Below are 14,466 nucleotides of genomic sequence, written 5' to 3'. Positions count from 1 at the left end.
GGTGGAGGAATAGTGACTCACGCATGGGTCCTTTGTGGATCTTGACGTATTCACAGAATTCGAACGTCATCGACGGGCAGGCCGGCCCACCACCGGTTGAAACGCCGGTAGACCTGCGGTTCCCGGTCGCCGAGGAACTTGTGCAGCGCCCTTGCCTCCTCCGCGAGACCGGCCCACTGGTCCTCGGCAAGAGCGTGGAAGGCGCTCGCCTCGATGCCGCCGTTCTCGTTGGGACGCCAGACACCTGCCACGTGACCGTCAACGAGAAGTGTCGGCAGTGTGTCGCCGTTGTTGCGGATGACGAGCTTGCGGTACTGCTCGGGAATGATCCGGCTGCGGTCGGCGTAAGCGAGCAACGTGCTGTCCCACATGGGCATCAAGCGCGGCGGTGCCGGGACGTCGGCGTCCGGGACCGTCCGATGTGGAAGGTCGAAGTAGGCGCCGTCGCGCACCACGTCGAGCAGCTCCAGCGCCTCCCGGATCGAGGCGCGCGGCAGCATGGTGAACTGGTTCATGTCCGGCACGGTCGCGGGCCCGAACCCGCTGAGGTAACGCCGGAGCAGCTCCGCGAGGCACTCCAGCCGTTCCCGCGGCGACGTCGTCACGGACAGGTAGGACGGCCGCGGCCCGAACGACCACGGCCCACCGGTAGGGGCGTGCACCAGGCCGCCGTACGTCCGCAGCGCCCACCAGACGCCGGGTTGCCCGACGTCGCCGACGTGGGAGTGCAGCAACGCCTCGATCTCGGCCTTCTCGCGCGGCTCCCGCGCGAACTCCAGCACGTGCGCGAGCAGCGCGTCGGCCTGCTCGATCGTGAGGTCCATGCCCTTGAACCGCTTGTCGTGCAACCGGGAGGCGCGCAGCACGGGCAGCATCGCGTGGTGGAACACCTCGTGGTCGGCGGCCGTGACCGCGTGCAGGGTGATCCGCATCAGCGACGCCTTGCGGACCGCACCGCTCGCGAACGCGGCGTCCAGCTCGGCCGGGTCGAAGCCCTCGATCCGGTTCCACAGCGCGAGATACGGCGACGCGGGTTCCTGCGCCTGGATCGCGACGATCCTCTCCACCGCCGTCAGCACGTCGACCGGCTCTCGCTCCAGCAGCATCTGCCGTTCGAGCGTGGCGCGATTGAGCTGACGTGCGGTGTAGGTCATGCCGTTGATCCTGGTTCATCGCAGCTTCGACGGCCACCAGATTCGGCCGCCGATGTCCACCGACAACGCGGGCACCAGCAACGACCGCACCAGCAACGTGTCCAGCAGGACGCCGAACGCGACGATGAACGCGATCTGCGTCAGGAACAGGATCGGCAGCACGGCGAGCGCGGCGAACGTCGCGGCCAGCACCACGCCGGCCGACGTGATCACGCCGCCGGTCAGGCTGAGCCCCCGCACCGTGCCCTCGACCGTGCCGAGCCGCCGGATCTCCTCGCGGACGCGGGTCATCAGGAAGATGTTGTAATCGATGCCCAGCGCCACCAGGAACACGAAGCCGAACAGCGGCACCACCGGGTCGGCGCCGGGAAAGCCGAGGACGTGGTTGAACACCAGCGCCGACACGCCCATCGTGGCCGCGAACGACAGCACGACCGTGGCGATCAGCAGGATCGGCGCCAGCAACGACCTCAGCAGCAGCGCGAGCACGAGGAAGATCACCAGCAGCACGATCGGGATGATCAGCAACCGGTCGTGCTCCGAGGTCTTCCTGGTGTCCAGCAACGTCGCGGTCTGCCCGCCGACCTTCGCCTCGCCGATCCCGTGCACCGCCGCACGGATGCGCTCGACCGTCGCCACCGCGGCGTCCGAGTCCGGCGCGTCGGTCAGCGTGGCCTCGACGCGGACCAGGCCGTCGGCCGTGCCGGTGGGCCGCACGTCCGCGACGCCGTCCACTTCGGACCTCTGCAGGACGTCGGCCGTCGCGCTCTCGGCGGCGATGATCACCGTCGGCGACCCGGTGCCGCCCGGGAAGTGCCGCGACAGCACCTCCTGCCCGGTGACGGACTCGACCTTGGTCAGGAACACGTCGGACTGCGCTGTGCCGGACGCCTTGAGCTGCGGCAGGAACGCGGCACCCGCGAGCAGCACCAGCGTCGTGACGACCCAGATCGCGCGGGGCTTGCGGCGCACCAGATCGGCCGTGCGGCCCCACAGCCCGCTGGTCTCCGGGTGCGGCGAACCGAGCTTCGGTGCGAACGGCCAGAACGCGGCCCGCCCGAGCAACGCCAGCACCGCGGGCAGGAACGTCATCGTGGTCAGCAACGCGGCCGCGATGCCGATGGCCGCCACGGGTCCGAGTCCCTTGTTCGAGTCCAGATCGCTGAACAGCAGGCACAGCACACCGAGGATCACCGTGCCCGCCGACGCCGCGATCGGCTCGGCCGTGCCGCGCCAGGCCGTGCGGACGGCCGCGAACCGGTCCCCGGTGTCGCGCAGCTCCTCGCGGAATCTCGCCACCAGCAGCAACGCGTAGTCCGTCGCCGCGCCGAACACGAGGATCGAGAGAATGCCCTGGCTTTGGCCGTTCAGCGCCAGCACGTCGTTCTTCGCCAACAGGTACACGACGAAGCTCGCCAGGCCGAGCGCGAACACCGCCGACACCAGCACCACGAGCGGCAGCAGCGGGCTCCGGTAGACCACGAGCAGGATCAACGCGACCACCGCACCCGCGACGACCAGCAGCAACCCGTCGATGCCGCCGAACGCCTCGACGAGGTCGGCGACCTGCGCGGCCGGTCCGGTGACCAGCACGGTCAGGCCCGGCGGGGCACCGCGCGTGCCGTCCCGCAGCCGCAGGACCGCGTCGCGGACCTTCTTCGCCGGGTCGAGCAGCACGACGATCTGCGCGGCCTCGGCGTCGTTCGGCGCGGGGATGACCGGCGAGGCCTGGAAGCCCCCGCCCCGGTCGGCCAGGAACTTCCGGTCCTGCTCGGTCAGCCCGCCCTTGCGTTCGACCAGCACGATCGCCGGGATCGCGTTGCTGCGCTGGAACTTCTTCTGCAGCTCGGCGACCTGCGTCGACTCGGCCGAGTTCGGCAGGAACGCGCTGCTGTCGTTCTTCGCGACCTCCGAGAGCTTGCCCGCGTACGGCCCGGTGAAGCCGCCCAGCGCGAGCCAGGCGACGAGCAGGACCCCGGCCAGGACTCTCATCAGCGTTCCTTCGATCGTCGAATGATTCGATGGCCGAACTGTATGCTTGGGACGTGAGCGAGGCAAGTGACTACGACCTGAGCATGCTGGTGCGGGCGCTGGTGATGGAGTCGAACCGGTTCCTGGAGATCTTCAGCGCGGCCCACGAGCTGCACCCCACCGACATGACGGCGCTGAACCTGATCATGACGACCCGCTCCCCCATGACACCGGGCGCGCTCGCCAAGGCGCTGAACCTGAGCGCGTCGGCCACGACGTCCGTGCTGGACCGGCTGGAACGCGCCGGTCACGTCGTCCGCGACCGCAGTCCCGAGGACCGCCGCCGGGTCGAGCTGCGGGTGCTCGACGCGGCGACGGCGCTGGCGTCGACGTTCTTCCAGCCGCTCGCCCGCGAGTACTCCTCGGCGTGGGCGCGGCTGAGCGACGCGGACCGTGCGGTCGTGGCCGGGTTCCTGACCACGACGACCGAGGCGACCGCGCGGGTGCGTGCGGCGGTGACCTCAGATCCGGCGCCCGCACACGAGAAGTAGCAGCTCCTGGGCCGGCCGCCGGACCGGCTCGCCCTCACCGAACGACCAGTCCAGATCGGTGGCCTCCAGGCGCTTGCCCTGGAGGTCGGCACCGAAGTACTTCACGCTGCGCGCGGTCATGCCGTCGAGGACGATCCGGAGCCGGTCGTGCGGCACCTCGCGGCCGAGTCCGAGCGCGACGGTGATGTCCAGGCCGTGGATGACGTCGTGCGAGAGAGCGCCCACGTGGCCGCCACCCGGCGGGGTCCAGGGGTTGTCGATGTTGGACTTCAGCGTGCTGACGAGGTCGTCGGTGGACAGTCTCCTGGCGTCCTGCCTGGCCATGCGGTCGGAGGCGTGGTTGAACCGGCCGGCGGACTTGATCATCTCCAGCAGCACCCGGCCGCGCGAGCTGTGGAACGGCAGCGTCGTGTGGGCGACGACCTCCTTGACGCGCCAGCCCTCGCACAGGCTCGGCGCGTCCCACTGCTCCTGCGTGAGTCCGGAGAGGAGTTCGGCCTGGTCACGTCGTTCTGCCGCCACCGCGGCCCTGATTTCTTCGGTCATGCCCGTTCTTACGGGCCGGGCCGCGAAAACTCATCGGTCCGCGTAGGGTCCGTGGCGTGATCGAGACGCTGGAGCCGTTCCGGGTCGAGCTGACCGGCTACTGCTACCGCGTGCTCGGCTCCGGTTTCGAGGCCGAGGACGCCGTGCAGGAGACCCTCGTGCGCGCGTGGAAGGCCTACGACAGCTTCGACTCCGCACGCGGCTCACTGCGGACATGGCTCTACCGCATCGCCACGAACATCTGCATCGACATGCAGCGGTCCGCCCAGCGCCGGGCGCTGGCCGTCGACCTGGGACCTTCCGGCGGCCAGATCGGGGAACCGTTGCCGGAGCGGGTGTTCGTGCAGCCCGTGCCCGACGCGCTGGTGCTGCCCGAGGACCAGGCCATCCGCAAGGAGACCGTGCGGCTCGCGTTCGTGGCCGCACTGCAGCACCTGCCGCCGCGGCAGCGCGTCGTGCTGATCCTGCGGGACGTGCTGGCGTGGCAGGCCGCCGAGGTCGCCGCCCTGCTGGACATCTCGGTGGCTTCGGCCAACAGCGCGTTGCAACGGGCGCGCGCCACGTTGCGCGCCGTCGATCCCGGCGAGCCCCTGAACCCCGCCGATCCCGTGCAGAAGTCGTTGCTCAGCCGGTACTGCGAGGCGTTCGACCGGCACGACGTGCGCACGCTGGTGGCGTTGCTGCACGAGGACGCCACCATGTCGATGCCGCCGTTCAGCTGGTGGCTGCGGGGCCGTGCGGCGATCGAGGCCGCGTGGAACGACCCGAACGCGTCCTGCGCCGGCGCCTGGCTGGTGCCGGTGCGGGCGAACGCCTCGCCCGCGTACTGGCAGATGCGACCGGGGATGGACCGGCCGTTCGCGCTGGTGTTCGTCGACGTCCGCGACGGGCTGATCACGAACACCACGACGTTCCTCAACGTGCCGGAACTGCTGCCGCTGTTCGCCTGAGCTCGCGGCGGCGACCGTCGAGCACGTGCGGAGGGTGTTCGAGGAGGCCGGGTTCGCCCAGGTCACCCATCCGGCCAAACGACGTTTCGTGATGAGGGTGGACTTCTGATGAGCTTCTTCGAAGAGATCGTCGTCGAGACCGAGCGCGGTCCGTTCCCGGCGCTGACCGCGGGTGAGGGGCCGATCGTCGTGTGCTGGCACGGCTTTCCGGACCACCCCGCGTCGTTCGGACCGCTCGCCGCGCACCTGGTCGCCGCCGGGCGCCGGGTGGTGGCGCCGTTCCTGCGCGGGCACCACCCGTCGACGTTCGACCGGATGCCGTTCGGTGACGGGCTCACGCTCGCCGCCGACGCCGCCGCGGTGAACGCGGCGCTCTCCGCCGAACCGCTGGACGTGATCGGGCACGACATCGGCGCCGGCGTGGCCGGGCGGCTCGCGGCGGTGTGGCCGGAACGGGTCCGCCGCGTGATCACGATGTCGGTGCCACCCCCTGCCGCGCTGCGGACCATCTTCGACGATCCCGAGCAGCAGCAACGGTTCTTCTACCTCTTCCTGTTCCAGGTGCCCGGGATCGCCGAGGAGCTGCTGAACGCCAGGCTGATCGACCACCTGTGGCGGACGTGGTCGCCAGGACTGGACGTGCCCGCGCACGTCCACGAGATGTACGCGGATCCCGCTCTGCGCGCGAACGCCCTGAAGCTGTACCGGGCGAACTTCGACCGCTCGCTGCACGATCCCGCGCTGGCGGAGCCGGCGAAGATCTCCGAGAAGCCGGCCGGAGTCCCGATGCTGGTGCTCGCCGGCGCCCGCGACGGGTGCATCACGCCCGACAACTACGCCGGCGCCGCCGCGGCTCTCGCCCCCGGTTCGCGGGTCGAGATCGTGGCGGACGCCGGGCACTTCCTGCAGCTAGACCGCCCCGACGAGGTCGCGGCGCTCGCGCTGGACTGGCTGCGGTGACCGGCGGATGCGCCCCCACGGCTTGAAGACCGACAGGATGTAGGCGAACAGCAGCAACGTCGGAGCGACCACGACCGGGTGCAGCAGGCCGGACGGGATCACCGCCGCGGGGTCGCCCGCCAGCAGGCGTGCGCCGATGCGTGCCGCCTCCTGCACCCCCGGCCGCAGCGCGAACGCGATGAGCAACGACATGCCGACGTTCATGACCAGCTTGACGGCCACCCACCAGTACTTCACGAGCCCGTACTTGCTGCCCACGCCGAGGACCACACCCGAGACCATGCACACGACGCTGGCGCCGAACATCGGCCAGATCGCGAACAGGTCGACCGCCTGGACCGCGATCCCGGCCGTGGTGGTGTCGCTTGTGGACAGTGCGAGCACGACGAGGATGCCCAGCGCCAGGTCGATGCCGAGCCACGCCGCCGCCGACAGGACGTGCACGAGCAGCACGACCTTGCGGGTGCGGCCGCTGAGCTTGCGGGTGGTAGTCATCGCGGTTCGCTCCTTCTCTCGTGGTGTCGCGTCTTACTCTCGCGGCCACGAGGGCGGGCATCATCCGCTCACGTTCTGATCTCGCGTACGTCAGATTGCGTACGCGTGGAGACTATTTCGCGAAGGAACGCGCCGTGCGCATCGCCACGGTGATCCAGGCGAGCACGAGGGCGCCGTAGAGCACGACAGCGACGCCGGTGAACATCGGAGACGGGAAGTGCGACGCCAGGGCGTTCGTGCCGGTCACCAACGTGCCCAGGGGGAACACGAAGCTCCACCACGTCAACGCGAACGGCAGGCCGCGGCGTGCGGTCCGCACGGTCGCGGCGGCGGCGATGGCCAGCCAGAGGAGGGCGAAACCCCAAGTGACCGTGCCGTACAGGAGGCCGAACGCGGTCTGGCCAGGCAGCACGGGCACGCCGGCCAGCAGGTTGGCGGCGGTGATCGACTGGCCCAGCGGACCCAGCACGATCCACAGCGTCGGCACCGTGGAGGCCGCGCCCAGGCCGTGCTGGACGAGGCGCTGCCAGATCTGCGGCACGATCACGACCGTGGCGAACAGGCTGATGCCGAACAGGGCGTAGCAGGCGAGCACCATCGCCTGCCGGAACTGGCCTTCCGGGAGGTGGTGGGCCAGCAGGGCACCCGACGCGGCGGACACCATCGGCGGCACCACGGGCATCAGCCAGCCGCCGAACGCGCGCTCGCCGCTGCCGATCATCCGCAACGGCACCAGCACCGAGGTCGCCAGGCCCAGCGCGGTGCCGAGCGTCCACAGCGTCCAGTCGAGGGCCAGTGCGGCGGGCAGGCCGATCCAGTCGGAGCCGAGCAGCAACGCGCCGGTGCCGACGGTCATCAACGCCATCGGCGGTGCGCCCCAGAACTGCGCCATCACCGGGTCCGCGAGCTGGTCGCGGACGGTCGAGAGGGTCCAGCGCCGGCCCGCGAACACGACCAGGAAGCCCAGCAGCAGGGCGTCGAGCGCCCACACCAGCGTGGCGGGGGTGCGCAGGCCGGGCATCGCGGCGGCGGCGGTGGCGACGATCCCGGTGCCCATGACGGAGGCGAAGAGGTTCGGGCCGAAGGGCGCCGCTCGTCGCACCTCGGGGGCACGGTGTGGGTGAGGTGCGAGAGCGGTCACGACACGACAATCCTCGTGATCTCCGGACCTCGGTAGGCACCGATGTCCGATGAGCACATAGGCTGTCCCTATGCCTCTGCCGTCCAGGGTCACCGACCTGACCAGCTTCGACCTGCTGCTGAGCGTGGCCGAGCTGGGCAGCATCGGCCGGGCGGCGCAGGCCCACGGCATGTCCCAGCCCGCGGCGAGCGAACGCCTGCGCGTGCTCGAAGGCCGGGTCGGCGTGTCCCTGCTCGACCGCACGCCGCGCGGCGCCCGGCTCACCACGGCCGGTCAGCTCGTGGCCGGGTGGGCGGCTCCGGTGCTCGCGCGGGCCGTCGACCTCGACGCGGGCATCACCAGCCTGCGCGCGGACCGCCACAGCCAGCTCCGGGTCGCCGCGAGCCTCACCGTGGCCGAGTACCTGCTGCCCGCGTGGCTGATCGCGTTGCGGACGGTCAGCCCGGACACCGCGACCGTGCTGACGGCCGGCAACTCGGTGCACGTCGCCGAGCAGGTGCTGGCCGAGCGGGCCGATCTGGGGTTCATCGAGTCGACCGACGTGCCGTCCGGGCTGACCGGCCGGGTCGTGGCGAAGGACGAGCTGGTGCTGGTCGTCGCGCCGGGCCACCCGTGGGCGAGGCGCCGCAGGGTGACCGCCGGCAAGGCCGCCGCGACCCCGTTGGTGAGCCGGGAACCCGGCTCCGGCACGCGGCAGGCCTGGGAGCACGCGCTCAGGGCCGCGGGCGTCGAGGCGAACGCGGAACCGTTGCTGGAGATGTCGTCCACCACGGCGATCAAGGCCGCGGCGATCGGCGGGATCGGGCCCGCGGTGCTCAGCGTGCACGCCGTGCAGGCCGATCTCGTGACCCGCGCACTGGTGCGCATCGAGGTGAGCGATCTGGACCTGCACCGGGCGTTGCGGGCGGTGTGGCCGGCGGGCAGGACACCCCGGGGGCCAGCCTCCGACCTGTTGACCATCGCGACCCGTAGTCTCACGAACCGTGCCGACCGGAGGTAGCAGGCAGGTTCGCGCGGCCCGCAAGCGCAAGAAGCGGATGGCGCGGGTCGTGCACGACCTCACCGACGTGCAGTGGGACGCGCTGAAGACGTCCTGGGGTGGTTGCGCCTACTGCGCCGCTCCGGCGACCTCGCTGCAGAAGGACTGCGTGCAGGCGATCTCGCGCGGTGGGCGGTACACGCTCGGCAACGTCGTGCCGGCCTGCGGGTCGTGCAACGCCAGCAAGTGCAACGCCGAGGTGACGGGATGGCTGCGGCGCAAGAAGCTGGACGAGCGCGCGTTCCTGGTGCGGCACTACGAGATCTCGCGCGAGCTGACCGCGCGGTTCTCAGATGGCGCCTGACCTGATCGCGAACGCCACCGCGTGCGTGCGGTTGCGCAGCTGGTACCGGGTGAGCACCTGCTGCACCACGCTCTTCACGGTTCGCTCCGAGTAGGACAGCTTCCGCGCGACCTCGGCCGTGGTCCAGCCCTCGGAGAACAACCGCAGCATGTCCAGTTCGCGCTCCGCCAGCTCGGCCGCCGCGAGACCGGTGGGCAGCTCGACGCGGCCCTCGTGCGCGGCCAGCACCGCCGACACCAGCTTCTCGCAGGTGAGATCCGCACGCGGCAGGACGGCGACGACGCGGTGGTCGATCACGCGCGGCAGGTCCTGGGCGCGCAGGTCGTCGCTGATCAGGACGACGCGGGCGGACGTCCGTTGCGCGATCACCCGCAGCTCGGCCGTCATCCCGGCCCCGTCGGCCGCGACGAGCATGACCTGCGCGTGCCTCGACGAGTGCTCGGCCAGCACCTGGACCTCCGGCCGCAGCCGCAGGTAGCCCGCGATGCCCCAGCGGGTGACCGAATCCTTCGCGTGGACCCCGACGCGCACTCGTTCCATGGCCCGAGTGTTCGGCTGCTGACTCCATTCAGACTCCACGCCGTCTCCACGGCGCTGCCCGATCGGGCAGCGCGCGGCGGCAACCGGGGCGATTTTCCCCAAACGGAGGCGGGGGTGTGCCTAGGGTCGCCCGGTCCCCGCCACCTGAGAGGCCTGCCGGTGTCCGCCATCGTCGACGTCCTCGGCGAACTCGCCAAGCCCGAGCACCGCCGAGACCCGTACCCGTTCCTGCACTGGCTGCGCGAAAACGACCCCGTGCACCGCACGAGCTGCGGTTTCTACCTGCTGAGCAGCTACGAGGACGTCGCCTACGCCCTGCAACGCCCGCACGCCTTCGCGGCACCGGACGAGGCGGCGATGTGGCGTGAGGTGGGTCACGGGAAACGGAGCCACCCCGCGGTGCGCCGGCGCGTCTCGGCGCTCACGGCGAAGAACCACCCCTGCTACGCCCGCCTGCGTTCGGTGATCGCCCGCGACATGTCGCCCGAGCGGGTGTCGCGGTTGCGGCCGCTGATCCTGGAACACCTCGGCAACCTCTTCGACGACCTCGGGCCGCGGCTCGTCGCCGGCGAGACCGTCGACCTGCACGCCGAGGTGTCCGTGCCGCTCACCCAACACGTGTTCGCGGACCGGATCGGCGTGCCGGAGGAGGACCGCGCGTGGATCGGTGAGGCCTTCTCGTTGATGACGCGAGCCCTGGCGTCCGACGACGAGGACCTCGTGCTGGCGGCCGACCGGGCGAGCTACGCCGTCGACGACCACCTCCGCGAGCTGGTGGCGAAGCGCCGGGCGGCTCCCCGCGACGACCTGGTCACGCGGCTGGCCGAGGCGCACGACGAGGACGACCTGCTCATCGCGCTCCTGTGGATCATGTGGATGACCGGGTACGAGAGCACGATCTCCGGCATCGACCGCGCCGTCCAGGCGTTTCTCGCCCATCCCGAGCACAGGACGTGGTGCGAGGACGACCCGGCGCGGGTGCAGCGGTTCCTCGACGAGGCCCTGCGGCACGACGGCGTGCTGCTCTACCCGCCGATCCCGCGCGTGGTCAGGGAACCGGTCGCGCTGGGCGGCGTGACGATCCCCGCCGGGGCGCCGGTCCGGATGCTGATCGCCGGCGCCAACCGCGACCCGCGCGTGTTCTCCGATCCCGACCGGTTCGACCCCGGCCGCGATCCGCGCCGGATGCTGACGACCGGCAACTGCTGCGGCACCACCCTGGGACGTGCGGAGATGGCGCACGTCGTGACCGGACTGTGGCACCGGTTCCCGACGTTGGCCGCGGCTGGTGAGCCGGCGTGGAGCTCGGCCAGCGTGGCTCGCCGGACCGTGGAGACGCTGCCGGCCCGGCTGAACTGACCCGCCAGACCAGGCGAGCCTGCGCCCCGCCAGGCCCAAGCCGGCGGTGAGTGCGGCCGAGCCGACCCGCCAGGCCCACGCGGGCGGTGCACCCCGCCGAACGGGCGCATACCCTGCCCGCATGGGCGAGCTGCGCGTCGACGTACTCGGTGAGCTGCGGATCACCGTCGGCGGCAGGCACCTCGTGCCCTACCAGCCGCGTCAGCGCGCGGTGCTCGCCGTGCTGGCCCTGCGCTCGCCGCATCCCGTCTCGCGCGACGAGCTGATCGACGCGGTGTGGGGCGACGACCCGCCGTCCAGCGCCTCCGGCAGCCTGCACACCTACATCAGCGCGTTGCGGCGGCTGGTCGAGCCCGAGCTGCCCGCGCGGGCGTCCGGGAGCCTGATCGTCACCACCGACAGCGGGTACGCCTGCCTGATCGCGCCGGCCGACCTCGGCGAGTTCGAGCGGTTGCGCCACAGTGGACGGTCCGACGACCTGCGGCGGGCGCTGCGGATCTGGCGCGGTACGGCGTTGGCGGACGTGCCGGGGCCGTTCGCCGAACGGCAGCGCGCCCGGCTGGAGGAGGCCAGGCTGACCGCGGTCGAGGACTGGGCGGCGGCGGCGATCGAGTCCGGCGAGCACGCCGGGGTGGTCGACACGCTCACCCGTGCCGTGGCCGATCATCCCGTGCGGGAACGGCTCGTGCGGCTGCTGATGCTCGCGCTGAGCCGGTCGGGACGGCAGGCCGAGGCCCTCGCGGCGTTCCGCAACGTCCGGACGGCGCTGGTGTCGCAGCTCGGTGTCGAACCGGGTCCCGAGCTGCAGGAGGAGCACGAGCGCATCCTCAAAGGGACTCCGCGGACCGTGCGGCCGGCGCAGACCACGCACGACACGATCGGTTTCGTCGGCAGGGACGGGGAGATCGCGCAGCTGTGCGCGCGGCTGAGCGGGTCCGGGCCGGGCACGGCCGCGATCTCGGTGATCGACGGCACCGGCGGTGTCGGCAAGACCGCGCTGGCCGTGCACGTGGCGCACCTGCTGGTGGACCGGTTCCCGGACGGGCAGCTGTTCATCGACCTGCAGGGCTTCGCGCCGAACAGCACGCCGGTGCCGCCGGACGAGGCACTGCGGCGGTTGCTCGCCGGGCTCGGCGCCGACCAGCAGAACCTGCCGGAGGACCTGGCCGCGACGTACCGCAGCGTGCTGGCCGACCGGCGCGTGCTCGTGGTGCTGGACAACGCCTTCAACGCCGAGCAGGTGCGCCCGCTGCTGCCGGGGAGGTCGTCCAGCGCGGTGCTGGTGACGAGCCGCAACCGGTTGAGCGGGCTGGTCGTCTCCGGCGGCGCGCACCGGGTCACGCTCGACGTGCTGGCCGAGACCGAGGCGCTCGCGTTGCTGCGCTCGGTGATCGGGCACCGCGTCGACGCGGAACCTCAGGCCGCCCGCGAGCTCGTGCGGTTGTGCTGCGCGCTGCCGCTGGCGTTGCGGGTGGCCGCGGAACGGGTGAGCGTCAGTCCGAACAGGACACTCGCCGCGTCGGCCGAGGAGCTCGCCTCCGAACGGCTGGACGTGCTGGAGGCCGACGAGACGACCGCCGTGCGAGCCACGTTCTCCTGGTCCTACCGTGCGTTGACGCCCGAGGCGGCGCGGATGTTCCGGTTGCTCGGCCTGCATCCAGGGCCGGCACCGTCCCTCGGGGCGGCCGCCGCGCTGGCGGGACTGCCGTTGCGGGACGCGCGCAGGCTGCTCGACGTGTTGTGCGCGGGCCATCTCGTCGACGAGATCGCGTTGCGCCGGTACAGCTTCCACGACCTGCTGCGGACCTACGCGCACGAGAAGGCGGTGGAGGACGAACCGTCGCCGGAGCAGGCCGTCGACCGGTTGCTGTCCTGGTACCTGCACAGCGCGGACGCCGCCGACCGGCTGCTGTTCCCCGGCAGGCGGCGGATGCCGTTGCCGGAGCCGGAGCCGGACGTGGTCCCGCGGTCGTTCGAGGGTGCCGACGAGGCACGGGCGTGGCTGCGCGAGGAGTGCGCCAACGTGATCGCCGCGATCAAGCACGCGTCCGGCACCGGCAACGCCGAGCTGGCGGCGCGGCTTCCGCTGGCGTTGATGAGCTTCTTCGAGTTCGACGCGCACTTCGAGGACGGGATCGCGATGTACCTGCTGGGTCTGGACGCCGTCCGCGCGTCCGGCAACCGGCGCGCGGAAGCCGTGCTGTGCAACAACCTCGGCATCCTGCACTCGGTCCAGCGCTCGTACGACGAGGGTGAACGCTGGTTCCAGCGCGCTCTGCCGGTGTGGCGCGAGATCTCCGACGCGCACGGCGAGGGCCAGGCGCTGGTCAACCTGGCCGGCGTGTATGTCGGTCGCGGCACCGGCGACGCCGAGGCCGCCGAGGAACACCTGCTGCGGGCGCTGGCCATCTTCGGCCGTCTCGGCAACCAGCTCGGCCGCGTCTTCGCGATGACCCACCTGACCACCGTCTACAAGCGGATGCACCGCCTCGGCGACGCACTGGCCGTCGGCACCGAGGCCGCCGAGACCGCCCGCGCCCTGGGCGCCGAGGTGATCCACGCGGCCACGCTCGGCGACCTGGGCCGGTTGCACGAGGACCTGGGCGACCTCCCGGCCGCACTCGCCTGCCACGAGGCGGCGCTGGAGATCCACCTCCGCACGAACAACTCGCTGCGCGAGGCGCGCGACCGGCTGTGCATCGCCTACGTGTGCCGTGAAATGGGCGATTTCGCGCGGATGCGGCAGGAGTACGCGCGTGGGTTCGCGATGCTGGAGGAGCTCAACCCCGGCGAGGTGGAGTCGGAGCGGGCGAAGTTCGGCCCGCTGCCGGAGTGACTACTTCGTCGGGAACACCGGTACAGGACCGGTGTAGGGCGCCACCTTGATCTCACCGCTCGAGGTGAGCTTGAACGACATGGCGGGGTAGTGCTCGTCCAGGTATCGCGCGAAGTTCCCCGGCGGCGGCGCCACCACCCCGACCAGGACGCCCGACCCGTCGACCTCCGGACCGGCGGACACGATCGAGATCCCGCGCCCCTTCCAGTACTCGGTGTCGTCCATGACCCGCCTGACGTGCTCGCTCATCTCGGCGCGCGTGTACCTGGCGTCGCGGAACTCGATCCGCACGCCGGGCGCGACCTCGCGCACCTCGGCGTCGAGCTTCGGGTCCGGTTTGCGGTGGACGACCAGCATCGGCACGTCGTTGCGCATCTCCAGCCCGGCGTAGGTGTTCGCGAACTTCCTCTCCAGCAACGGTTGCACCACGTGCGCGGCCGCCGCCAACGGCTCGTTCATCGGCGTGGTGTTCGGCGGCGGCGTGACCGTCGTGAGGTAGGGCAACGTGTGGCTGCTCTCGGGCTGGTTCCTGCCGCAGGACGCAACGGCCAGCAGCAGCAACACCAGCAGGACAACTCCGCGCATGACTCCCCCGATCCTCGTCCCCGCGTAAGGACGTA

14 protein-coding genes are annotated in these 14,466 nt (G+C 71.3%); 7 read left to right on the top strand and 7 right to left on the bottom strand.

Annotated elements, in window-relative coordinates; all coding sequences use genetic code 11:
* Positions 1-50: 50 nt before the first annotated feature.
* Both ACWEIJ_RS21475 and ACWEIJ_RS21470 read right to left on the bottom strand, forming a co-directional pair.
* Entirely contained in the window at positions 51-1,154 is a 1,104-nt protein-coding gene (locus ACWEIJ_RS21475) for a winged helix DNA-binding domain-containing protein (protein WP_449838963.1), read from the bottom strand.
* Between the two features lie 15 nt (positions 1,155-1,169).
* Positions 1,170-3,146 carry an MMPL family transporter gene (locus ACWEIJ_RS21470; RefSeq protein ID WP_449838962.1) on the bottom strand — a complete coding sequence of 659 codons (1,977 nt, stop codon included), beginning with the start codon at positions 3,144-3,146 and terminating at the stop codon, positions 1,170-1,172.
* Between the two features lie 53 nt (positions 3,147-3,199).
* Here ACWEIJ_RS21470 and ACWEIJ_RS21465 point away from each other — a divergent pair, with 53 nt between their 5' ends.
* Positions 3,200-3,676 carry a MarR family winged helix-turn-helix transcriptional regulator gene (locus ACWEIJ_RS21465; protein WP_449838961.1) on the top strand — a complete coding sequence of 159 codons (477 nt, stop codon included), beginning with the start codon at positions 3,200-3,202 and terminating at the stop codon, positions 3,674-3,676.
* Here the strand turns inward: ACWEIJ_RS21465 and ACWEIJ_RS21460 are convergent.
* Positions 3,647-4,222: a maleylpyruvate isomerase family mycothiol-dependent enzyme gene (locus ACWEIJ_RS21460; RefSeq protein ID WP_449838960.1), complete on the bottom strand. Its 576-nt coding sequence runs from the start codon at positions 4,220-4,222 to the stop codon at positions 3,647-3,649. The two genes, ACWEIJ_RS21465 and ACWEIJ_RS21460, sit on opposite strands and share 30 nt — an antisense overlap.
* A 56-nt stretch (positions 4,223-4,278) precedes the next feature.
* On the opposite strand from ACWEIJ_RS21460, the gene ACWEIJ_RS21455 reads away from it, so the two are divergent.
* A complete protein-coding gene (locus ACWEIJ_RS21455; protein ID WP_449838959.1) occupies positions 4,279-5,172 on the top strand; it encodes an RNA polymerase subunit sigma-70 in 894 nt (297 codons plus the stop codon).
* Between the two features lie 108 nt (positions 5,173-5,280).
* A complete protein-coding gene (locus tag ACWEIJ_RS21450) occupies positions 5,281-6,132 on the top strand; it encodes an alpha/beta fold hydrolase (RefSeq protein WP_449838958.1) in 852 nt (283 codons plus the stop codon).
* Here the strand turns inward: ACWEIJ_RS21450 and ACWEIJ_RS21445 are convergent.
* Positions 6,082-6,627, bottom strand: coding sequence for a hypothetical protein (locus ACWEIJ_RS21445; protein WP_449838957.1), 546 nt, complete (start codon positions 6,625-6,627; stop codon positions 6,082-6,084). The genes ACWEIJ_RS21450 and ACWEIJ_RS21445 overlap by 51 nt on opposite strands.
* A gap of 112 nt (positions 6,628-6,739) precedes the next feature.
* Positions 6,740-7,729 carry a TDT family transporter gene (locus ACWEIJ_RS21440; protein WP_449838956.1) on the bottom strand — a complete coding sequence of 330 codons (990 nt, stop codon included), beginning with the start codon at positions 7,727-7,729 and terminating at the stop codon, positions 6,740-6,742.
* Positions 7,730-7,838: 109 nt separating this feature from the next.
* Here ACWEIJ_RS21440 and ACWEIJ_RS21435 point away from each other — a divergent pair, with 109 nt between their 5' ends.
* Both ACWEIJ_RS21435 and ACWEIJ_RS21430 read left to right on the top strand, forming a co-directional pair.
* Complete coding sequence (locus ACWEIJ_RS21435; protein WP_449838955.1) at positions 7,839-8,768, top strand: LysR family transcriptional regulator; 930 nt, start codon at positions 7,839-7,841, stop codon at positions 8,766-8,768.
* A complete protein-coding gene (locus tag ACWEIJ_RS21430; RefSeq protein WP_449838954.1) occupies positions 8,752-9,111 on the top strand; it encodes an HNH endonuclease in 360 nt (119 codons plus the stop codon). The genes ACWEIJ_RS21435 and ACWEIJ_RS21430 overlap by 17 nt, the downstream gene beginning before the upstream one ends.
* On the opposite strand, the gene ACWEIJ_RS21425 is transcribed toward ACWEIJ_RS21430, so the two are convergent.
* A complete protein-coding gene (locus tag ACWEIJ_RS21425) occupies positions 9,097-9,651 on the bottom strand; it encodes a response regulator transcription factor (RefSeq protein ID WP_449838953.1) in 555 nt (184 codons plus the stop codon). The two genes, ACWEIJ_RS21430 and ACWEIJ_RS21425, sit on opposite strands and share 15 nt — an antisense overlap.
* A 159-nt stretch (positions 9,652-9,810) precedes the next feature.
* On the opposite strand from ACWEIJ_RS21425, the gene ACWEIJ_RS21420 reads away from it, so the two are divergent.
* Both ACWEIJ_RS21420 and ACWEIJ_RS21415 read left to right on the top strand, forming a co-directional pair.
* Positions 9,811-11,010 carry a cytochrome P450 gene (locus ACWEIJ_RS21420; RefSeq protein WP_449838952.1) on the top strand — a complete coding sequence of 400 codons (1,200 nt, stop codon included), beginning with the start codon at positions 9,811-9,813 and terminating at the stop codon, positions 11,008-11,010.
* 121 nt (positions 11,011-11,131) lie between these two features.
* Positions 11,132-13,846, top strand: coding sequence for a BTAD domain-containing putative transcriptional regulator (locus ACWEIJ_RS21415; protein WP_449838951.1), 2,715 nt, complete (start codon positions 11,132-11,134; stop codon positions 13,844-13,846).
* Here ACWEIJ_RS21415 and ACWEIJ_RS21410 read toward each other — a convergent pair whose 3' ends face one another.
* A complete protein-coding gene (locus tag ACWEIJ_RS21410; RefSeq protein ID WP_449838950.1) occupies positions 13,847-14,431 on the bottom strand; it encodes a hypothetical protein in 585 nt (194 codons plus the stop codon).
* Between the last annotated feature and the right edge of the window lie 35 nt (positions 14,432-14,466).

It is taken from the genome of Lentzea sp. NPDC004789 (genome assembly GCF_053601075.1).
Note: the sequence above shows the minus strand (reverse complement) of the source record. Positions and strands in the feature narration are given on the sequence as shown.

Bases quoted from the DNA above. Each gene is read 5' to 3' on its own strand.
- ACWEIJ_RS21475 (WP_449838963.1), bottom strand. From the start codon at position 1,154: ATGACCTACACCGCACGTCAGCTCAATCGCGCCACGCTCGAACGGCAG.
- ACWEIJ_RS21425 (WP_449838953.1), bottom strand. From the start codon at position 9,651: ATGGAACGAGTGCGCGTCGGGGTCCACGCGAAGGATTCGGTCACCCGC.
- ACWEIJ_RS21445 (WP_449838957.1), bottom strand. From the start codon at position 6,627: ATGACTACCACCCGCAAGCTCAGCGGCCGCACCCGCAAGGTCGTGCTG.
- ACWEIJ_RS21435 (WP_449838955.1), top strand. From the start codon at position 7,839: ATGCCTCTGCCGTCCAGGGTCACCGACCTGACCAGCTTCGACCTGCTG.
- ACWEIJ_RS21410 (WP_449838950.1), bottom strand. From the start codon at position 14,431: ATGCGCGGAGTTGTCCTGCTGGTGTTGCTGCTGCTGGCCGTTGCGTCC.
- ACWEIJ_RS21415 (WP_449838951.1), top strand. From the start codon at position 11,132: ATGGGCGAGCTGCGCGTCGACGTACTCGGTGAGCTGCGGATCACCGTC.
- ACWEIJ_RS21460 (WP_449838960.1), bottom strand. From the start codon at position 4,222: ATGACCGAAGAAATCAGGGCCGCGGTGGCGGCAGAACGACGTGACCAG.
- ACWEIJ_RS21450 (WP_449838958.1), top strand. From the start codon at position 5,281: ATGAGCTTCTTCGAAGAGATCGTCGTCGAGACCGAGCGCGGTCCGTTC.
- ACWEIJ_RS21470 (WP_449838962.1), bottom strand. From the start codon at position 3,146: ATGAGAGTCCTGGCCGGGGTCCTGCTCGTCGCCTGGCTCGCGCTGGGC.